This window comes from Sediminitomix flava (genome assembly GCF_003149185.1).
Classification (GTDB): Bacteria; Bacteroidota; Bacteroidia; order Cytophagales; family Flammeovirgaceae; genus Sediminitomix; species Sediminitomix flava.
Genome location: NZ_QGDO01000005.1, coordinates 313918 through 335848, shown reverse-complemented (window position 1 = coordinate 335848; position 21931 = coordinate 313918). Strand labels below are relative to the sequence as shown.

Below are 21931 nucleotides of genomic sequence, written 5' to 3'. Positions count from 1 at the left end.
TATCCGCAACGTGTGTATTACTAATTAACGTAAAGAAAAAATCCTGAACTCAAAATTGAGCTCAGGATTTTTTTATTTCTCACTTGTAGTTAATATTATACCGTCTGAGAAAAAATTTGATGAGTTGGCTTATCTCTAAGCATTCTTCCATCAAAGGTCATACAAATATTTCTGACAAAAGGATATCCCTTTGGAGTCACTACAATTTGTTTGTCTTTAAATTCTAGCAAACCATCATTAAGCATTTCTTCTAGTCGAGGAAGTACTTCATCTAATACCTCAGATTGCAATTCTTCCTCATTCCAAGAAGTCTCAAAATGACACATCACATTTAGAATGTGCTGACGTAAAATCAAGTCTTCTTCATTTAAGATATGACCACGATAAAACGGAAATTCTCCGTTATCTACGGCAGCCTTATAGTCTTCGACTTTTTTGATATTCTGAATAAATGCTCCCCATGAATCTGAAATTGAAGAAGCCCCTAAACCAACCATCAATTGGGTATAATTATGCGTATAGCCCATAAAATTACGGTGTAATTTTTTCTGATCGGTTGCAATAGCCAACGTATCAGAAGGAAGAGCGAAATGATCCATCCCAATCTCAACATAACCATTCTTCTCAAAAAGCTCTTTACCTAATTCGTATAAAGCTCTTTTTTCTTCATCTGCAGGCAAATCTTTTTCTGTAAACTTTCGCTGTCCTGGCTTTACCCAAGGAATATGAGCATAACTATAGTAAGCAATACGATCTGGCTTCAGTTCATTCACAAGCTCAATAGTATTTCTTACTGTTTCAATTGTTTGAAGGGGCAAGCCGTAAATTAAATCGTAATTGATAGAAGTATAACCAAGTTCTCTTGCATAGTCAGTTACTTCTTTTACTTCTTCAAAACTCTGAACACGATTCACAATTTCTTGAACCTTCGGGTCGAAATCTTGAATACCAAGACTTAGACGCTTAAACCCTATGTTATATAAAGTCTCTAGGTGTTCTTTTGTGGTATTTTGAGGATGAGCTTCAAAACTAAATTCAGCATCTTCAGTTTTTTCATTTCCTTCCAAAATACTTTCAATCATCCATTTCAAGTTTTTTGGACTAAAGAAAGTAGGCGTTCCTCCACCTAAATGAATTTCTTTAATTCTTACTTTTTCACCATTGAAAAGAGACTTATACAAGTCCCACTCTTTTAAAAGTGTACGAATGTAAACCTCTTCAACTTTATGATTTATCGTTATACGCGTGTTACAACCACAATACGTACAAAGACTTTCACAATAAGGCAAATGAATATAGATACTGATTCCATCTTTGCTATTGCTAGCATCAAACGCAGATTTCACTTGAGATTTCCAGTCTTCTACAGTTGGAGGTGTTTTATCCCAATAAGGAACTGTTGGATAACTAGTATACCTTGGCCCTGGAATATTATACTTTCTGATTAGTTCTTTTTCTAGCATGGATAATTCTTCTATGTTCAGTGCAAAAATAAAAGCTACACAAAACCCTTTTGGTGAGGAAAGTCAATAAATAGCCAATTAATATACAGCCTTAGGTAAGATTTTATTCTTTTCATTAAAAATTGTTAGGGTAAATAATAACAAAGACCATATTTCAAAGTCAATAGCCCCTCTCTATCGCCTTAAAATATGAGGAAAATGTAGAATCAAGAATCTACTTACAATCCAAAAAAACTCATTTTCATAAAGAACAATACATCGAACCTTTGATAAAGTTGAATTTCAAGATAATTATTACGCCAAATTACATTTAAGGTCTTTCGTAAATCATTTTTTTTAATCTTCACATACTCAACAAATACAACTAAGGTTAACTATTATTTTACCCATGAAAAAGTCAATATTATTATTTTTCTATTTACTCTGTATTTCTATTATCATCCCTTCGTGTGATGACGATGATGACAATGGTTCTGGAGGTGGTACCACTGAGAACATTCTTGAAGTACTTGAAAGTAATGAAGACTATAGTCTTTTAGTTTTTGCAATTAAAGAGGCAGGACTTGAAAGTATCCTAACAAGTGAGGCCCAAGATTTAACGCTATTCGCTCCATCAAATGCTGCTTTTAGTGCTGTAGGTATTGATTCAGCTGCTATTGAAAGTATCAATACAGACACCTTGGCAAGCCTATTAAGTTACCATGTATTAGGCTCAGAAGTAAAATCAACAAACTTACCTGAAGAACCATCTTGGGTGACAACTCTAGGCCCTTCTGGATTTGGTGAAAGTTTATTCTCATTGTATGTAGATGCAGGTAATCTTACCTTAAACGGCTCTTCTCCGTTAGATACAGACAACCTTGACATAGATGCATCTAATGGAGTCATCCACGGTCTAGATGCAGTACTTTCTCCACAAAGTTTAGAGGAAGTTCTTGACGTGACAGATGACCTGAGTACACTTGACTCAGTTTTAATGGTATTAGACCTTACTTTTGATGAAGAAGAAGGTCCTTACACATTGTTTGCACCAGATAATGATGCATTTGCAGACCTTGTAGATGACCTCATGGATGCTGATGAAGAAACTATTATCGGTATTTTATCGAATCATCTTATCATGGGTGTGAATGTAAATTCAGGAGATTTAAGTGACGGTCAAGAAATTGAAATGGCTAGCGGATTAATGCTTACAGTAAATATTGATGGAGATGACATCACTTTAAGTGCTGATGGCTTTGAAGATGCAGAGGTTACTGTAGCTGATATTCAGGGTACTGATGGAGTTGTACATATTATTGATGAAGTGATTGTTGAAAGCGATGGTGACATGGGGGGCAATGCCGATGAGGACTTACTTTCAGTATTAAAAGCTGACGAAGACTATTCACTATTAGTATTTGCACTAGGTGCTACTGATCTAGATTCTGTAATAGCAGACACAACAGCCGAGTTTACAATCTTTGCACCAGATAATGATGCCTTTACGGACTTAGGTCTTACTGATTCAACTACTATTGCTGATTTCGATACAGATACACTTACAAGCATCTTGTTGTATCATGTATTGACATCTAAAGTAACATCTGAAGATCTTCCTGAAGATGGGACTTATGTTTCAACAGCCTCTCCTATCTCATTTGTTGATGGAGATACTGTAAATGCCTCACTACTAATCAACACTGAATCATTGAAACTAAATGGTGATATTGGAATTGAAGCTGATGATATTGATATCATGGCTAAAAATGGTGTAATACATGGTATTGAAAGTGTACTATTAGTTCCTTCTTTGGCTGATGTTATCGGCTTTGATGATAGATTAGAAGGATTAGGAGCCGCTTTAGACACTGCTGGTATAGACTTAGGAACACTAACAGCACCGTCTACTCTTTTCGCACCTGATACAGCCGCCTTTAACAGTCTAGGTGATGATTTAGGGGATGTTCTTAGCCAATTAAACTCAGATGGTGATTTGGAAGGAATTCTTCTTACTCATGTTGTTGCTGAATCAAATGTAGTGTCTAGTTCAGTAGAAGATGGAGGTACAGCTGATGCTGTAAGTGAAGTCACACTTACATTTGGCGTATCTGGAGATAATATTACTGTATCTACAACAGAATCTAGTGGAACAGTTCAGATTGCAGATATTCAAACAACTGATGGAATTATTCATGTGATTGATGGTGTCTTACTTCCACCATCTCAACAGTAATAATTTCAATAATACAAAAAAAGGCTAAGCTATAAGCTTAGCCTTTTCCAATCCAATTCAATTATATTTTATATCATAAACTATTCCGTCAGTCTAATTTACATCCCACCATACTTTAGTAGTGATACTATTTTCACCACCAATTCCATCTATTGCTGCGGTAGTATTTATCGGATTCATATTAACTTCAGAAATAGGATAAGGTAACCTTGTCGCTATATCTGCTTGAGTCAATTGTCCAGAAACTAATACTGGAGGAGTCAAAGCCGGATAATCTAAACGACGTTGTTCAGCAAAAGCTTCTGAAGATTGAGGAAAGAAAGCAATATATTTTTGCGTTCCTATTTTCTGTTTCCAAGTACCTTCAGCAGTAGCATAAGCTACATCTGGTCTAGATAAATAAGTAGTGATCGCATCACTACCTACTTCCCAATATTCCAAAGAAGCTGTGACAGCGTTTGTATAATGCAGTGCTGCATCACCACCAATAAAACCTCTTTCAACTGCTTCTGCCTTTAAAAACTCTACTTCAGCATAATCTATTAAAATATGAGCCCAAGGGTAATCTCTTTCATCTCCATATCTGAAATTCCAACCCAAAAATGCATACCCCCAATCGCCATGAGGAAATTCTCCTTTTGTCTGATAAGTTAGTGGATAACCATTAAATGGTTTATCCTCTGGTCCCCACCCATACATCATATACCATCTTCTTGGGTCTTCTACTTCATTTACAACATCCGTAAACGTTTCACAAATCAAAACATCTACCCAACCGGCTTCACCATCATTTCTTCTCAATGGACTCATAAATGCATTAGCCGTATTAAAATAATATTTGATGTTATCATTATTTGAATCTAATACTCCAGCTGTTAGAGCCTCATTGACAGCTGTTGAAGCCACAGAAGGATCAATATCTGCTAAACGCATAGCTAATCTGAGCTTCAAACTATTAGCAAAAACTACCCATCTGTTCATATCTCCATCAAAAAACACATCCGTAGGGCCAAAACCTTCAGCAGAAGTATCAATTGACTCTACAACAGCCCCTAGTCTTTTGATAAGATCAGGATAAATATCTGATTGCTTATCATATTTAGGCGTAACGATATCAGGTGATTGAGCTGCTTCAGAATATGGAACATCTCCAAATTGATCCGTCAATTGATGGAAACACCAAATTTCCATGATTTCAGAAACAGCTTTTCTGTTATTTAAAGCGCTTTGTGATAATCCGTTATTGTATGGAGCAACTTCTACCAAACGAGCTATATCTCTAAAAACAGCAATGCTTCTGTATAAACTTCCCCAATGTGTATCAAACATATTTCCTCTAAAATCATATATGTTTTCATTGGTATAATCATACTTGGCAAAATATTGAGAGAATGTACCCAACTGGTTTTCATTTACCGCACCTGTATAAACATGATGATTCATCAAGCTATTGAGTGCCGTTGGCAAAATAAAACTAGGATCAGTTTGTCCAATTGGTGTTTTAGGGTCTGTATTTAGCTCTTCAAAACCATCTGTACATGATGACATAAATATGAAGAAGCCTATCAATAATAATATAATCTTTTTCATCATTTCTTAATTAGGGTCTAGAAGTCAAATTTCAAGTTAAAACCATACGATCTTTCCGTTGGTAGGAAACCGATTTCCATACCTTGGAAATTACCAACACCATATGTCAACTCAGGGTCAATATGTGGGCTATCTCTTTTTAGAATAGCAAGGTTTCTACCAGTTGCTGTTAGTGTTAAATTTCTTATTCCCCACTTTTCTGTAATTTTATTTGGCAACTGATATGCTAGACTCACATCACGAAGTTTGATATACCCAGCATCAAATACCGAAGCAGATTCTGGATTGTGGTAATCCGCAGCAGCACCGTTATAATTCATTGCTACTCTTGTTGTATTTTGAGAACCATCTTCTAAAACACCATTCAAGATCACACCACCAGAAGTATTATCCTCAGTAACTGGGTTACGAACAGGATTTCCTAAATCATTATTACCAACAGTTTCTTCCAAAAGACCGTTACTTACCCCCCATCTATGGGTTTGAGAGAATAATTCTCCTCCTTGACGCATATCAAATACAGCAGATAAAGACAATCCTTTATATGTAAATGTGTTTGTAAAACCAGCAACCCAATCAGGGTTAATATCTCCTATAACTTTTGGATCAGAAATAAGGTAATAACCATCATCACCAATCATTTTCTCTCCTTTGTCATTGTAGACATAATCAGTACCTACGATAGAACCATAAGGCATTCCTGGTCTATGGACAAGGCTCACATCATAAATTGAACCGATTGTCAATGACTCTGTTCCCTCTGCAATTGTAATAACTGTACTCTGTGATTTTTCGAAGTTAACTCCAATGTTCCATGAAAATGCTTCCGTTCTGATTGGTGTAGCATTTATCATCAATTCAAATCCTTTTACTTCTATTTCGCCACCATTTCCAAAGCTTCTATAATTTCCAGATGAACCAGGAATTGGCTGATTGACAAATTGGTCACTACTTAATTTGTTATAATAAGCAGCATCTAAACTGATTCTATTTTCTAAGAATGAAAGTTCAAGTCCCACCTCTCTTTCAACTGTAACTTCTGGTAATAAATCTGGAGAAGTTAAAATGCTAGAAGGATAATACGTTGGTAATTCACTGTCGTACTTGCTTCCAGGATAATAATAATTTCCTAACAAGAATGCGCCTGGAGCATTACCTACCTTAGAAATACCAGCTCTAATTTTACCAAAAGACAATACTCTAGAGTCTGATAAGAATGGTAATTCACTGAAAACAAAAGATGCTGAAGTTGATGGATAGAAGAATGAATGTGACGCAGGTAAAGTAGATGCCCACTCATTTCTAAGCGATGATTCTAAGTAAATCATATTTTTATACCCAAAAGAGAACACACCAAAAACTGCTTGTACTTCTTTTGGAATATAATTCTCTCCAAATCCTACATTATCATTTGCAGTATTACCAATAGAATATAGATCATCTAAAACCAAACCTTGACTTGTTGATAGTCCCATGTAAGTCCATCTCTCAGTTCTACGATTTGCACCAATTTGAGCTGAGAAATTCAGGTCACTAGTAATATCCTTATTAATCATCGCAAAAGCTTCATAGTTCACCTCTAGATTGCTTCTCATGCTTCTGCCGTAAGCTGGATAAAGACCTCGATCTACAAATTCAACAACTCCACCTTTAGCAGTTCTATTTTCTCGCTCTTCATTGTAATAATCCATTGCAACTCGTCCAACGAACTTTAACCAATCTTTTACTTCTAAAGTCGCCTCCCATTTCCCATAAAAACGATCCTTATAATCATTTACATAGTTTTTCTGGCGAGTCCAATAAGGATTATCCCAATATGATGCTGCATAAACTGGCACATCAGTATTTGGTCCATAATAATTTGGATTATGCATATTCCAAGTACGCTGAACACCATTTGCATTTTGGTATTGTTCCATTCTCGACAAATCCAATTGACGTTGGTGCCATAGACCAAATGAAGCCATAATCGCATTACCATCAGCAGCCGCATAACCAGTTCCCGGACGTCCAATAGTCTCTGTTTGAACATAGTTTGCTAGTACAGTTGAAGATAACTTGTCAGTAAGTTTAACAGTCGAATTGATATTCAAGGTATTTCTAACTTGATTACTATTTGGTAGTGTACCAGTCAAATCGTAGTTCGTAAAACTCACTCTAAAGTTCCCAAACTCTCCCGCTTTTGATAAGGATACATTGTTGTTATAGATCACTCCAGTTGAAAATAGGTGCTCAATTCCATTCTCTGTTGGAGACCAAGGACGTAGTTTACCGAAGTTGTCAGTATCTGTAGGATCCCAACTATCCCAATGTCTAACTAGAGTACCATCAAGCTTTGGTCCCCAACTTGCATCATCTCCATAGGCAGCAATCAAATCTCCATCAAATTGAGCCCATTCGGCAGGGTGAATAGAGGGATCAAAAGTAAAAGTTTCAAACTCTTGAGAATAACCTCCACCATATTCATTCTGATAATTAGGTAAAGTAGCCTCATTTATTTTTGAAAATGTAACTCCTGTATTTACAGAGACACCCCATCCCTTAGTTTTCTGACCTGATTTTGTAGTAATTATAATTACACCATTTGCACCTCTAGAACCATAAAGAGCTGTTGCACTTGCCCCTTTCAAAACAGTCATATTTTCAATATCATCTGGGTTGATATCAGCTGCGCCATTTCCATAATCTCTACCACCAAATGCTCCACCTGCAGAATAGTTATTTGAGACAGGTATTCCGTCAACGACAAATAACGGTTGGTTATTACCACTAAGAGAAGAGTTTCCACGTATGATAATACTACTTCCTCCACCTACATTACTACTTGACCGAACCTGTACCCCAGCTACTTTACCCGCTAAAGATTTTACAACGTTATCGGCTTTTACCGTTGCTAAACTTTCGCCATCAACTGTTTGCACAGCATATCCGACGGCTCTTTTCTCACGAGTTGTACCTAAAGCAGTTACAACTACTTCCTCTAATTGATCGATATCTTCTTCCAATACTACATCTACGATAGAACGAGAGCCAATATTAACTTCTTTTGTGATGTAGCCAATCCCTGAAAAGACCAAAACAGAAGTACCTTCAGGAATTGTCAGTTTAAAATTCCCATCTAATGATGTAGCCGTTCCAAGATCTGTATCTTTAATTATGACTGAAATTCCGGGAATTCCAGTTTTGTCAGTTACCGAAGTAACTTGACCGCTTATCACCCTTTCTTGTGCATAAGAGAGTATGCTCACTAAAGAGATAAAAAATGAAAGTAATAAAGTTTTGAGCTTCATATCTGTGTTCTTATTGAATAAAAAATAAGAGTACCACTCATACAATTTGTGTGGTCATCTGATCGTCTGAAAAGCTGAATAACAAGACAAATCCCGGGCTGATGTCTGTTATTTAAAAGACTACATATTTCAAATCTTTGAAATAATTGAATTTTACTTTTCTCAAAATTAGTAGGAAGCTATCATACTTTACTCTCCATAAATTACCCCTTTATTTACATATATTAACCTTAGATGTATTAGTGATACTTAATTTTATTCTTTGAAACTTGTTCAGTCGAAATAATCTCTCGAAAAACAGAGAATTATAAGAACATCTACTACCCTTAGTTTTAAGAAGTAAAACATCGCATTAAATTCATTTCGCGGAACGTTAAACATAAATAGCAACTATATTAGAAAGTATAGTATGTAGTCATAGAAGAGAAACTATGCAATGAAAAAAAGGCTTTATAGAAATGACTAAAACTCACTAAAAAAACTAGGCTAATGAGATTGTTGAAATATTTATCATCCATATTATTAGTAGGACTCATCACTTATTCTTGCTCTCCTCAAAAAAGTAATGAAACAACTGAAGAGAAGCAATCAAATGATATAACAAGTAAAACTTCAAACCCTGAAGATTGGAAAGATGAGTTTGACGATGGCTTCCACTTCATTGGAATAGGTGAAAATCATGAATGGACTATCAAAGTAATTTTTGATAAAAATGTCACATTCAATCACCCTAAGAAAAATATTACTGTCTCGCATCCTTTTCCAGATGAATTTCATAATGGAGAAAATATGGTAATTGTGAAACATATTTCCGAAGATTCAACTGGGTATAAGCTAGTCATCAAAAAAGGGGAATGCCATCTTACTGATGAAAAAAATATGCCTTTCAAACATCATGTGGAAGTTGATGTGCGAAGAGAAGAAGGCGTTGAAACTTTTATGGGATGTGGGCTTTTCATTAATGATATTAAATTGAATGATATTTGGGCACTCGTGGAAATGAATGGTGAAAAACTCAAAACCGAAAACTTCCCAGACGGAATGCCACGATTAGAATTTAATATTTCTGATAGTCGAGTAAATGGAAATGGGGGCTGTAACGAAATAATGGGACCAATGGATGCTGAAGGTGACCGAATTACTTTTGGAATGCTTGTAGCCACAAGAAAAGCTTGCCCAAATATGGACTTTGAACAAAAGTTCTTAACTGCTTTAACCAAAAAGACTCTTAAATATGTTATTGGAGACGGTCTTTTAACTCTTGTTGGTGATGATGGTTCTAAACTGACATTCAAAAAAGTAGATTAAACTATAAATAAAAAGTCTCATCAAGCTTGTATTGATGAGACTTTCTTTTTGAAAAATACTTAAGACATTTTCTAGCCTTTTATCTTTCGATAAGCGAAAAGAAGTACTAAAGCACCTCCAATTGCCGTAGCAAAACTCTTGATATTGAACCCGTCTACTTCACCCCATCCAATTAGTGAACCAATATAACCTCCTACTACAGCTCCAACAACACCAATTACGATAGTGACAATAACCCCTCCAGGGTCATCGCCTGGCATTATCCATTTCGCTAAAGCCCCTGCTATCAATCCAAAAATAATCCAAGATAAAATACCCATTATACTTTATTTAATGTTCTGCTTTAGCAACATTACAGTATAAAGAGAGGTTCAATACCTACTAACTATGATCTAGAAGATATTCAGTTATTCTTTACCTAAAACCATTGTCCAGTAGTTTCCTTGATCTGATTTGGCTACTCCAATCTCAGTTGCATTTCCAATCATGATATTCTTACAGTGTCCAGGACTATTCATCCAGCCTTTCATTACTGCTTCTTCAGAACTATACCCCCAAGCAATATTTTCTCCCATTGGTCGTCCTTCATAACCTGCATTAGTTGCTCTTTTACTAAAGTTTGTTCCATCTGGGCTAGTGTGACTGAAATAGTCATTATTGTACATATCATTAGAATGGTCTAAAGCAGCCTTAGCTAACTTATCATTCCATTTCAAGGCTGGAACAGATTCTTTTGCTGTACTACCACACATTGCTCCTTCCCAACGGGATTGATTGACTAACTCAAGTATCTTTGCTTTATCGAGGTTTACTTCTAATTTCCCAACATTTGGTTCTACATCTGAATCACATCCCACAATAATAAATAGGCTAATTGTTAGTAGATAATTTCGTATTCTCTTCATTGTAAAAAAGGTATGTAAAGCTAGTTATTAAATACAGTTTGCTATTTTCTTTCTAAATATGAACTGCAAGCCCAAAAGCCATACCATTGATACGAACATCTCCTATTTTAGTTAACCTGTAAGATGTAAATATTTTCAAATTTTTAATATAAAAACCAAGGCCTGTTTCACCTTGAAGCATGTCAACTAACTCTCCTTTGTGAGCATAGCTTCCAATGTGCCATTTCGATTCTAGATGAAAAGGTTTTAGGGGGAACAATTCTAGGCCTGTACTAAAAAGAGGTGCCCAAAATGTTTTATCATCAAGGTTCAAAAAGCTTAAACCTCCTCCCCACCAAAATGCAATTTTTGAATGTCGCGCCCTTATGTAATCAATGTTTAAAATACTCTGATTCATTCTGTCATAAGTATCCTTTGTTATTTTTTCAAAAAATTGATTGTGCTCAAAGTTGATTTTAAAGGTATGGGACAAATAGTACTTTATATCGAGTTTATAACTATGTAAGGTAGATTCATCTTTTAAATAACTAAATCTTAGTTCTATATCTGAGTTCTTTGGTATCGATTCTTCTAGCGAATACTTGTGAAATCGTCCCTGCCCATCATTTTGATATGGGTAATCTGAAAGTACGAATTGTCCAAAAAGTGGTTTTTTAAAAGGAGAATACTCTTCTGGGAAGACTGTAAGAGACCAAAATGGAATAGCTACAATTGGTACGAAAATAAGATCATAAAATAAACCTTCTAAGATTCCTAGTTCACTATCATAAGGATTTGAACTTGAAGAAGAATAAGCTCCTCTAGTAGTCTTTACTACTGAATTTGTAAACTGCCCTCTTACTTTATCAATAGTTTGAGCAGAAAGAACTTGAATTTGGAAAAACAGGATGGTTATTAATAAAAGATGTTTCATCATTTAGCTATTATTTTCAATCAGGACAATAGCTTCTTTGATGTTGACAGTACTCAAAAACTCATTTAACACTGTTTAATCTCATATTAATATAAATTAAAAGTATAGGGCAAATCATTCCCTGAATTGCCCTTTAATCTATTATTCATTCCCATTACTATCTTCTTCAAGTAATTCTGTTTCTTGATCTTCGGTAGCTATATTATTATACCAATTGACATCTTTCGAAATAAACATGACAACTCCTAAGACAACAAAAAGACCAATACTTCCCATCAAAAGGGCGTAATCTTCTGACTGAATAATTCCAAATACAAACCAATAAACCGCCAAAATACTTCCAAATAAAACTCTAATTAGTTTAAACCTTTTTACGATTGATCTGCTATAACTACTAATCAGTATTACTGTGGCTGTACTTGCTATGAGATAACTAAAATTGAAAGATATATGCTCCGAAAGTGCTACCAAAAGGATATAAAAAACACATAAAGCAAAACCGACTAATCCATATTGAATGGGGTGGATTTGGACTTTATTTTTGACCTGAATGAAAAAGTAAACTAAGAAAGTTAATGCTATAATCAGCATTGCATATTTTGCAGAACGCATACTTTTCTGATATTCGTCAAGTGGTGTTAAGAAATTAACTCCAAAATCTGAAGTATGTAAATCTTTAATCTTTGAAGTAATTAATTGAGGATAGGTTCTATTTAAATGTATCAGTTTCCAGCTTGCTGTAAATCCATCTTCTCCTATTTCTTTCTGATCTGGGAAATGTGCTCCATCAAATTTAGGATGTAACCAATCTGATTTAATTTCTACTTTTGTATTTTTTCCGAAAGGTGAAAAATAGAGATAAGAGCTTCCGTTAAATATTAATTCTGTTTCAAAAGAGATACGCTGTCCTTTTTCTTTGAAAACTGAAATATCAACAGGACAAGACATTCCCGTAAGGCTCGTAGGCATATGTTCATCTGCTGTTTCAAAAGGTACTTCATCTTTTCCCCATTTGAGAATAAGATTCTCTTTTATACCTCTAAAATCACTCATTCCTAAATGAATTTTAGCATCATCCCATTTTATATCCTCCAAAGGAATTCCAGACTTCAAAATTTCATCTCCGATAAAACTTCCTTTTATATTTAACTGAGAACTATAGACTGGCACCTCAAAAATCCCTCTGGCTCTCTTGTCTGTTTTAGTATCTCCACTTATTAATAAATCATCAGCTAACAAATACATTACCCGATCAATTATGACTTTTTCTTTTAAATTCTTGTCATTCGTAATTATCTCTTCTTCAGTATAAGGAATAGATAAAATGAAAGCTGAAATGTGCTGTGATCGTCCCCATTTTTTATGAATCTCTTCTGTTGCTTGCTCTTGTCTTTTACTTCTTTCTTCAATCAGATTCATAATGCTACCTATAGGCCAACTGAGAATCAGCATTATAAAACCTATAAGTAATAATCTAAGTGAAATAGAATTAGAAATTTTCTCATTTGTACGCTCAAAAACATTTTTTTCTTTCATGAATTATAATTTTTAGTGTTAGAAAATAGAATAATTATGCCCCTGACGATATACCAAATGAGTCCTTTCAAAAAATGGTATCGAGGCTTATAATTATTGCTTTTGGAAAACAGTAACAATACGATCAGGTAAATGATAAATTTGAATCTTAACATAAAGTACTTTGCATTTCAAAGTGTATATTTCAAATAAAACCCCATTTCTGGGGTGTATTCTATTTATAGGGGTTTTTAATTAGCTCTTCAAGGGCATTCAGGTGGTCAGTGAAAGCTTTTCGACCTTCTTCTGTGAGATGAAAAATCGTCTTTGGCTTTTTTCCGACAAACTTCTTTTCGATAGATAAATACCCTAATTTTTCTAAGGAATTTGTGTGGCTAGCTAAGTTCCCATCAGTAGCCTTCAAATGTTCTTTCAAAAACAGAAAATCAGCCTGCTCATTAGCTATCAGAACTGACATTATTCCTAGCCGAAGTCGATTTTCAAATGCCTTATTTAACTTACTCAGTATATCTTTCACTTCTCATATTTTAAGTACATCACTAGGCCATAAATAATATGCAAAATACCAAAGCCTAAAGCCCAAAACAACAATCCGTATCCTACAAAATATGCGGAAAGTAAACCTAAGGATATTTGACACAAGGCTAAATACCTGGTTTCTAAATGTGTATATTTACTAGCACCCCACAATCCTAAGCCATAGAAAATCAGTGTCAGAGGAGCTATGAACTGTCCTAAATTCCAATACATAAACTCTAAGATCAGTAATCCTCCAACTACAAGTGGTAGAAATAAACTGACTAGAAACTTCAATGTAGAAGGATTCCAAATTCTCTGATTTCTAATCTTTGCATTACGGTAAGTAAAGAAAAAACCTGTAGATAAGGCAGCTAACAAAACTGATGATGCCAATAGTATAAATCTTATTTTAATATTCTCATCTATACCATTTTCATAATCAATATATATCCACTTGTAAGCTATAGTTGCTCCTACTAAGGCATAAATACCTGCAAAAATACCCGAAAGACCACTTAAAGAGAGAAACCTACTCGATTCTGCCATCATAGAACGAATATGGGCGATATCTTCTTCTACTGATTTATATTGCTTCATATTTAAAGTACTTTGTAATTCAAAGTAAATGTATAAATCTAAAACATAGGTTCAAAATTAAATTGAAAATAATTGATTAATTAAACTCTAAGCTATTACACACACCTCGTTTTATAGTCACATTTGTTTTCCAAAGATCACCAGCATCATTCTCTGCTCTTAAGCGATAGATACCTTCTTCAAACTCAAGATTAAGTGCATATTCATTACCACAATCAGGCTCACTCTCAAAATATACCCCAATCTCACCTACACTTTCATCATCTATAAAAATTTTGAGGTTTCCCCCCTCAGATATTGAAGACCAAAGCATAAGTTTTCCATTATTGGCTCCACTGGTATCTTCAACAATTTGATTTTTAATTGTAGCTTCATGATTACTTTCATGAGCTTCAACTTCAACTATTCGATACTCCTTTCCTGCTTTACCATAAGGCAACCTTGCAACACCAACAGGCTCACACAATACATATTTTTCATTTTTGAATACAAATGAATCATCATAAGGACCTGGAATCCCTTTAATCCCAATTAAAACATGCGATGGTGTATGTAAAAAAACTCCTTCTATATCTTTAAAATGAGATAAAATAGACATAAAAAGTGTTGACTTCGAATCACAATCACCGTATCCATTGACTAATAATTGAGGAGGTACAAACACACCACCTAAGTGTGTATTTCCCATCATATTTGGAGGAACACCATAAGGAATGTCCTGACAAAAGCGAAGCACATGATCTATCAATTCCCTCTTACTTGATGATTCTAGTTGTTCACTTATGAATTGAGCAATTGACTTTGTGTACGGTGAATAATAATTTGAAATTGAACTAAGGTCTGGTTGAACCATCCCTTTATGCTCCTTCCATAAAGCTTCATTTAACTCTTGCTTTCTCTGTCTATCTACTTGTGGGGATGGGTAATAAGGATCAAAAAATGATTTTGATATACCATATTTGAGTATTGCCTTATCTGTAATTTGTTTTGACCAATGAGACTCCCAAATTAATTGGTTGTTAGATGGACCAAAATATGAATATTTGATACTGTAAACCTCATCTGATTCCTCTAAAAAGAAAGAAACATGATCACTTTTTTCGTAACGATCGGGTGTTTTATTCCAAAAAATTGATCTTCCATCATTTTGTTTCAAATTTCTAAAAAAGCGATGATAGGCATATTCATTAAGAAATGAAATAGAAGCAATACTGATTAAAAAGATACTGAAAGCTAATAGGTAAAATGATTTATTGAGCATAAACTAGTCTTTGCTTTTAGATATTTTAGGCACTACTTGTCCTTTAGTTTCTTGTATTTTTTGAGGTACTAAAGGTCTACGTGTGATTTTTTCTACTTGTTCATAACTTACCAAGCTAAAAATAAATCTTTTCAAGGCTGGTTGAACTGTAATAGTTGTCCCTAAAATGACAATTGAAAGTATAACAGCAACAGCCGTATTCTTATTGTCTAATTCTTTCATTTCATCTATTTCAGTAGTAGCATAGGTATAAACCTTAGTTGTAAGAAAAATCAAGCCCATACTGAACGAGACAGAAACTGCAAAAAATAGAAGAAAATAGATAAAGGACGTAAACAGAATATCTAAGGTAAACCCATCTGCTGATTGGATAACTACATTCAAAGTATCTACAGCAGGTAAAAAGCTTGAATGTACCAACAACAACGTGCATAAAATGAGTGTCCCCGCAAAAATAGCTAATGCTAAATTTCCAGTCCTTTCTGTATGATTCTCATCTTTTTCTCTCAGAAGCTTTACACTTAACCACTTTCTCACTAAAAAAACAGTTACAAGACTGAAGGTGATCGAAAGTATCAATTCGTAAGATGCGAGGATAAAATTATTCCAATTCATAAAAAAATAAATGTTGAACTAAAAAGTGATGCAGAACAAATATAAGGATGCAGAAGTTATCAAGTTCTAATCCTTTATTGAGTCAAAACAATTAGACTCATTTTCGTACAATACCTTCTTCAAATAATAGAAGATCAAATCAAAATGCTACATACATTACTTTACATTTTCTTACTTATACTTCTACCAATATCTCAAAATCATATGACTGAAATCTTATCCTCTTTTGAGTCAGAAAATGAAAATAAATGGTACACCATTAATGATGATGTCATGGGAGGTATTTCAGATTCTCAGTTTTATGTAAATGATGAGAAAATCGGAATTTTTAAAGGAGAAGTTTCACTAGAAAATAATGGAGGTTTTGCCAGTTGTCGAATGGATTTGAATTCTCAGTCTTTATTTAAATCTTTCAAATTAAAGGTCAAAGGTGATCAGAAGACCTATAAATTTAGAGTCATTTCTCAAGAAGGAATTACTTTCCAAAAGACATTTGATACAACTTCTGATTGGAGTGAGATAGAATTACAATTTCAAGATTTTCAAGCTGTATTCAGAGGACGACTCTTAAATTATAAAACTCCTAAATATCTCAATCCACGAAGTATCGGAATTCTGATTTCGGATAAACAAGAAGGAAACTTTGAGCTAAAAATTGATTGGATCAAAGGAGCTTTATTCAACTAAGTAAAAAACGTTTAGCATTATAAATAAGCCCAAAATGAGTAAAATACTAATTGTAGGAGGAAGTAAAGGTATCGGACATTCTCTTCTTCAAAAATGCCTTGATGAAAAATACGAATGTGTCAATATCAGTAGATCAGCTCCTCAAATTTCACATCAGAATCTTACAAATCATTCGCTAGATATTACAAAAGACGAACTCCCTGATATTGAAGGGATTTCTTCAATTGTATATTGCCCCGGTACCATAAACCTAAAGCCTATTTCCTCATTAAGTGAAGAAGATTTTTTAAATGACTTTCAAATAAATGTTCTAGGAGCTGTAAAAGTGATCAAAAAGTACTTTAGAAAGCTAAAAAAAGCAGAAAATGCCTCTATAACCTTATTCAGTACAGTAGCAGCTACACAAGGAATGTCCTTTCATAGTTCAATAGCTACTTCAAAAGCAGGCTTGGAAGGTTTAGCTCGTTCTCTAGCTGCTGAACTTGCTCCCGATGTAAGAGTCAACTGTATTGCGCCAACGCTTACAGACACCGAATTAGCTGCTGGTATTTTGAAAAATGATGAGGCGGTCGAAAAATCTAAACAAAGACATCCTCTTAAAAAGATTTTAGAAGCCGAAGACCTTTCTGAAATGGCACTTTACCTCATCAGTAAAAAGTCTAGAGCTATAACTGGTCAAACTTTTCTTATAGATGCGGGTTTATCAAGTATAAGTTAGAAGTGACTCATAAACAACCACCTTATGCTTTACGATGTATCTTACCGCGATGACAATATCACAAGAGCTATAAACTTGAAAGTAGGCAAACCCTTTTCAATTTGGAGAAGATTCAAATTGAAAGGGATTGGCTCTAGAAGAATGGTAATCCATAAAATCAGTACCTCTCACAAAGAGAAGTTACATGGTTTTCAGGACACGATTTATTCCATTATTGAACTAAGACCCAAAGGAATTATCGTTTACATCAATAATGGTCTGCAAACTTTAGCTTGGGTTGTTCCATTTCATCTTCTTACCATTCAAAAAGCACGATTTATCAGCTTTCATGCAGAAGGTCAATTTATTCAATACAAAAGTAGCTACGCTAATATTAAAAGCTTTGTAGATAAAGTCTTTAAGATGAGATATGAAGCTTTACGAGCAGCGAGTTAGTAATTGTATTTATCTCCCCAGAAGAATTTCATTCTCTTTCTGAAATCATTTTCTCTTGGATTATCCCCTGGTTCGTAGAAAGTTGTCCCTTCAATTTCATCTGGTAAATAATTTTGTTCAGCAAAGTTATTAGGATAATCATGTGCATACTTATACCCTTTTCCATAACCTTGGTCTTTCATCAACTTGGTTGGCGCATTTCTGAGGTGTAACGGAACTCCCAAATCTCCAGTTTGCTGAACAAACTTCATAGCATTATTTATTGCCATATAAGAAGCATTACTTTTAGCAGAAGTAGCTAAATAGACGGCAGTCTGAGAAAGTATAATTCTGGCTTCTGGCATCCCAATCATAGTAACGGCTTGGAAAGTATTGGTAGCCATAATCATAGCTGTTGGATTTGCATTCCCAATATCTTCAGAAGCAGCGATCAACATTCTTCTTGCAATAAATTTTGGGTCCTCTCCACCTTCAAGCATTCGAGCAAGCCAATATACTGCGGCATTCGGGTCACTTCCCCTAATCGACTTTATAAATGCAGATACAATATCATAATGTTGTTCTCCATTTTTATCATACAAAGCTGGCTTCTTCTGAACAACATCTGTGATAAGCTGATTTGTAACTTCTAAAGGATTTTCAGGATGTGCATCTGTTACTACTTGAATGAGATTTAGTAGCTTTCTGGCATCACCTCCTGATAGTTGAATCAAGGCTTCATGCTCTTTGATCTCAATTTTTCGTTGAGAAAGAATACCATCATTTTCTAAGACCTTTTGAGTAAGGTCTAATAATTCTTTTTCTGTAAGTGCTTTTAGAGTGTAAACTTGGCACCTTGACAGTAAGGCAGAGTTTACTTCGAAAGATGGATTTTCAGTAGTAGCTCCAATAAGTGTTATCACTCCTTGCTCGACAGCCCCTAATAAAGCATCTTGTTGGGATTTATTAAATCTATGAATCTCATCTATAAATAGTACAAGATTAGAAGTTCTTCTAGCTTGCTCAATAACTTCTCTAACTTCCTTCACACCAGAGCTAATAGCACTTAAAGTCTTAAAAGGTCTATTTACCTCTCTTGACAGAATTCTTGAAATAGTTGTCTTTCCAATACCAGGAGGTCCCCAAAAAAGGATAGATGGTAATGAAGATTGTGCAACCATTCTTCTAATTGGACCGTTCGGTCCTACAAGATGCTGTTGTCCGACAATGTCATCAAGATTTTGAGGGCGCATTCGTTCAGCTAATGGTGGCGTAGATTTTTTATCAAAAAGCATATGTATAGAAATTTCAATTGTTACAAAAATAGTGAATTTTCTACACAGAATACAATATGACTCTATTCGATAAGAAATTAATTACTTAATAATTCTACAAGCTGAGGATGAAGTGATTTGTTAGAATTGAATTCCAACAAGGAATAATATGTTCTAATAAAAAACCTTAAAAATCACATCTGTCTTACATTTGGGCACGATTTATTTAACAAATAGTTTATATTTGGCTTACAAGTGTTTGAACTTTTCAATACAAATTATAAGAATTCAATGTTGCTAAACATGAAGACATTTAAACTGGCAAGAAAGATTTTTACTTTCTCATTAATCGCATTAATTACTCTAGGAGGGGTTTCCTCATGTAAATCATCTAAGAAAGCAGCAGAAGAAGCAGCAAAGAAAGAAATGGCTGAGAAAATTAGTACAGCTAAATCTGATCTTAACGCAATTCTTGCAGCAGATCTTAGCACGATGGAAGCTATTGATGAAAATCAGGCTAAACTAGATGCGATCAAACAAATGAACTTACCTGACGAGGAGGTGAAAGCTTTAACTAATCAAGCAGAAGAAGCTATTGCAGAAGCTAGAGGAATCTTAGAAGAGCAAAAAAGAAAAGAAGAAGAAGCTAAACGTATTGCTGCAGAAAAACAAGCTGCTTTAGAGCGTGAAAGCAAAGATATCTATTATTATTTTGATAAAGTTGCAGGTTCTGCCTCAACAGGTCAAGCAAACCAACTTATCAATGAAGCACTTGGTCTTTTCACTTCTCCAGATGCTGATGTTCTTATTCTTATCTACCAAGATGGAGAAGATAAAGATTACGATGAACCAACTACAATTGAAAAATACCTGAATTACATAAAAGATAAAGAAAAATCTCCTTACAAAATCAATGAGATTGAAAAGGATGATAACGGAAAAATTAAATTATTGGAGTTGAAAAAATAATTCAGTTGTAGATTGATTTCATTCCAGAATCCACTAGCATACAATTATTATGAAACATATACGTATTCTATTTCAAATATTCTTCATAGTTGCATGGGGCGCAACTACTGCTTACGCTCAAGAGCCATCTTTATCTCCAGGTCGTAAAGCTGCTGTAGACTCCTTAGCTCTTGAAAAAGTAAGAGACCTTAGTAAATACATTAGTATTATTGGTGATAAATCTACATCATTCTCAGAAGCTAACAGGGTTATAGAAAGAACTTTAGAGCTGTTTGCTCCAGATGCTCAAATGGGGGTTTCATCACTTAGCAGTGACAAAATCAGATACTACCCTATCAGACAATACTTAGAGCGTTTAATGCGTCTGAATTACAAAAAAGTAGAAATTGAGTGGTTTGACATTCAGTATATCTCTGATTTGGAGCCACAACCAGATGGTACTTTTGTAGGGGTGATCACAATCTATCAAAGATTTGTAGGTACTAAAGAAGACGGTCTGAAGTATCAAGATACTACCAAAAAAGATATCACAGTTTATGTAAAACGTAAATATACTCAGATTCAAGGACGTCAGATCGGATTCTGGGATGTATTACTTGGTGATATTCGTGTAGCTGAAACAAGCCGTTAATCTATATAGAAAATTACCCAAAAAAAGGGACTACTTCTCTGCAAGGAGAAGCATTCCCTTTTCCTATTTAATGACATGTGCATGATATGCGCTAAAAAGACAAACACTCTTCAGTCAAAGATGCTTAATTCATCATTGATTAATAGGGGGTAAAACGAGATCAATTTTAATGAAGAAGCTTTTTCTAATTGCTTTCACTCTTTTAAGCTTTTTGGAGCTTAAGGCTCAAAACTTGAATTACTTTAAAGGAAGTGAAGGAGAACTTTATGCAGAAACTAAACAGGTCAACCAATTTATTCGTCGCTTTAACAACGAAGAAGACCTCTCTGGAAAAAAATTCGCTCCAGACTCTCCAGAATATAGAGATAATACACGTAGGTCTGGCTATGTAAGAATATTATTCGATGGGAAAGACCCTAATTTAACCACTGAGATCAAGGAAAAATTTATAAAAGATGTAACTAAAGCTGATAATCCTCAATTTTTAGAGTTTAGAGGTAAAGATTGGTATGCAGAAGTTACAGCACATTTTTACTATAAAGGCAGAGAAGAAGAAGGGAAAATATTTTTAGCCCTAGAACAAGAAAATATGGGATTCAAATGGAGCCTTGTAGGCGCTCATTTTGACTTCTTTGACGAAATGTTTCCTGCCAAACACGACTCAACAAATGGTTCTTTTCTACACCCTATGAGTCATGAAATTGACTTCATGAACTTGAAAAAAGCCTTGAAAAATGATGAATCGTTGCTGGATTACACTAGAAAAGACTTCTACCCAGATCAACTCACACTAATGTTTTATGAGATTGAAAAAGGGAATTTAACTTTTGAGACAATCAGTAAAGTTTATTTCCACTTTTTCCAAGTTGACGGATGGTATTTCAAAATTTCTGAATTCAACCGATCTGGTTACAATTCAGGCTGGCTCATCTCTAGTATTAGTGAGGTGGAGAATAAAGACAAAGAAGTTTTAAAAAGATATATACTTAGACAGGATTAAATTTTTTCAATATTTGATCAAAGAAT

At 34.5% G+C, this 21931-nt stretch carries 20 protein-coding genes; 8 read left to right on the top strand and 12 right to left on the bottom strand.

Going from position 1 to position 21931, the window contains the following annotated elements; translation table 11 throughout:
• Nucleotides 1-95: 95 nt before the first annotated feature.
• Nucleotides 96-1463 (bottom strand): oxygen-independent coproporphyrinogen III oxidase, encoded by a 1368-nt coding sequence (gene hemN, locus BC781_RS18840; RefSeq protein WP_109620717.1) that lies wholly within the window; start codon nt 1461-1463, stop codon nt 96-98.
• 388 nt (nt 1464-1851) lie between these two features.
• Here hemN and BC781_RS18835 point away from each other — a divergent pair, with 388 nt between their 5' ends.
• Nucleotides 1852-3678 carry a fasciclin domain-containing protein gene (locus tag BC781_RS18835; protein ID WP_109620715.1) on the top strand — a complete coding sequence of 609 codons (1827 nt, stop codon included), beginning with the start codon at nt 1852-1854 and terminating at the stop codon, nt 3676-3678.
• Nucleotides 3679-3771: 93 nt separating this feature from the next.
• Here BC781_RS18835 and BC781_RS18830 read toward each other — a convergent pair whose 3' ends face one another.
• Together BC781_RS18830 and BC781_RS18825 are read right to left on the bottom strand one after the other, a co-directional pair.
• Entirely contained in the window at nt 3772-5271 is a 1500-nt protein-coding gene (locus BC781_RS18830) for a SusD/RagB family nutrient-binding outer membrane lipoprotein (protein WP_109620714.1), read from the bottom strand.
• 14 nt (nt 5272-5285) lie between these two features.
• The gene (locus BC781_RS18825; protein WP_109620712.1) at nt 5286-8558 is read right to left on the bottom strand and encodes a SusC/RagA family TonB-linked outer membrane protein; all 3273 of its coding nucleotides are present in this window, start codon (nt 8556-8558) and stop codon (nt 5286-5288) included.
• Nucleotides 8559-9047: 489 nt separating this feature from the next.
• On the opposite strand from BC781_RS18825, the gene BC781_RS18820 reads away from it, so the two are divergent.
• Nucleotides 9048-9866 carry an META domain-containing protein gene (locus BC781_RS18820; RefSeq protein WP_109620710.1) on the top strand — a complete coding sequence of 273 codons (819 nt, stop codon included), beginning with the start codon at nt 9048-9050 and terminating at the stop codon, nt 9864-9866.
• Between the two features lie 71 nt (nt 9867-9937).
• Here BC781_RS18820 and BC781_RS18815 read toward each other — a convergent pair whose 3' ends face one another.
• The 8 genes from BC781_RS18815 to BC781_RS18780 all read right to left on the bottom strand — a co-directional run bounded on the left by BC781_RS18815 (nt 9938) and on the right by BC781_RS18780 (nt 16212).
• Nucleotides 9938-10186: a GlsB/YeaQ/YmgE family stress response membrane protein gene (locus BC781_RS18815; protein WP_109620708.1), complete on the bottom strand. Its 249-nt coding sequence runs from the start codon at nt 10184-10186 to the stop codon at nt 9938-9940.
• Nucleotides 10187-10273: 87 nt separating this feature from the next.
• On the bottom strand, nt 10274-10771 hold the full coding sequence (locus BC781_RS18810) for a CAP domain-containing protein (protein ID WP_109620706.1): 498 nt from the start codon (nt 10769-10771) through the stop codon (nt 10274-10276).
• Between the two features lie 52 nt (nt 10772-10823).
• A complete protein-coding gene (locus BC781_RS18805) occupies nt 10824-11687 on the bottom strand; it encodes a hypothetical protein (RefSeq protein WP_109620705.1) in 864 nt (287 codons plus the stop codon).
• A gap of 138 nt (nt 11688-11825) precedes the next feature.
• Complete coding sequence (gene creD, locus BC781_RS18800; RefSeq protein ID WP_109620703.1) at nt 11826-13220, bottom strand: cell envelope integrity protein CreD; 1395 nt, start codon at nt 13218-13220, stop codon at nt 11826-11828.
• A gap of 214 nt (nt 13221-13434) precedes the next feature.
• Nucleotides 13435-13737 carry a winged helix-turn-helix domain-containing protein gene (locus tag BC781_RS18795; RefSeq protein ID WP_109620701.1) on the bottom strand — a complete coding sequence of 101 codons (303 nt, stop codon included), beginning with the start codon at nt 13735-13737 and terminating at the stop codon, nt 13435-13437.
• Nucleotides 13734-14336 (bottom strand): hypothetical protein, encoded by a 603-nt coding sequence (locus tag BC781_RS18790; protein WP_109620699.1) that lies wholly within the window; start codon nt 14334-14336, stop codon nt 13734-13736. Before BC781_RS18790 ends, BC781_RS18795 begins: the two co-directional genes overlap by 4 nt.
• 76 nt (nt 14337-14412) lie before the next feature.
• Complete coding sequence (locus tag BC781_RS18785) at nt 14413-15597, bottom strand: hypothetical protein (protein WP_109620697.1); 1185 nt, start codon at nt 15595-15597, stop codon at nt 14413-14415.
• A 3-nt stretch (nt 15598-15600) separates the two neighbouring features.
• A complete protein-coding gene (locus tag BC781_RS18780; protein ID WP_109620695.1) occupies nt 15601-16212 on the bottom strand; it encodes a DUF350 domain-containing protein in 612 nt (203 codons plus the stop codon).
• Nucleotides 16213-16416: 204 nt separating this feature from the next.
• On the opposite strand from BC781_RS18780, the gene BC781_RS18775 reads away from it, so the two are divergent.
• From BC781_RS18775 to BC781_RS18765, 3 genes are read left to right on the top strand one after another with little or no spacing between them, the layout of a single operon-like run.
• Nucleotides 16417-16899 (top strand): CIA30 family protein, encoded by a 483-nt coding sequence (locus tag BC781_RS18775; protein ID WP_109620693.1) that lies wholly within the window; start codon nt 16417-16419, stop codon nt 16897-16899.
• Nucleotides 16900-16933: 34 nt separating this feature from the next.
• Nucleotides 16934-17617: an SDR family NAD(P)-dependent oxidoreductase gene (locus tag BC781_RS18770; RefSeq protein ID WP_109620691.1), complete on the top strand. Its 684-nt coding sequence runs from the start codon at nt 16934-16936 to the stop codon at nt 17615-17617.
• A gap of 24 nt (nt 17618-17641) precedes the next feature.
• Nucleotides 17642-18052, top strand: a complete 411-nt coding sequence (locus tag BC781_RS18765; RefSeq protein ID WP_109620690.1) for a hypothetical protein — start codon at nt 17642-17644, stop codon at nt 18050-18052.
• Here the strand turns inward: BC781_RS18765 and BC781_RS18760 are convergent.
• Nucleotides 18049-19326, bottom strand: a complete 1278-nt coding sequence (locus BC781_RS18760) for a replication-associated recombination protein A (protein WP_109620688.1) — start codon at nt 19324-19326, stop codon at nt 18049-18051. The two genes, BC781_RS18765 and BC781_RS18760, sit on opposite strands and share 4 nt — an antisense overlap.
• A gap of 282 nt (nt 19327-19608) precedes the next feature.
• On the opposite strand from BC781_RS18760, the gene BC781_RS18755 reads away from it, so the two are divergent.
• The 3 genes from BC781_RS18755 to BC781_RS18745 all read left to right on the top strand — a co-directional run bounded on the left by BC781_RS18755 (nt 19609) and on the right by BC781_RS18745 (nt 21905).
• Entirely contained in the window at nt 19609-20274 is a 666-nt protein-coding gene (locus tag BC781_RS18755) for a hypothetical protein (RefSeq protein ID WP_109620686.1), read from the top strand.
• Between the two features lie 46 nt (nt 20275-20320).
• Nucleotides 20321-20905: a hypothetical protein gene (locus tag BC781_RS18750; RefSeq protein WP_109620684.1), complete on the top strand. Its 585-nt coding sequence runs from the start codon at nt 20321-20323 to the stop codon at nt 20903-20905.
• Between the two features lie 169 nt (nt 20906-21074).
• Entirely contained in the window at nt 21075-21905 is an 831-nt protein-coding gene (locus BC781_RS18745) for a hypothetical protein (RefSeq protein ID WP_109620682.1), read from the top strand.
• Nucleotides 21906-21931: the final 26 nt, after the last annotated feature.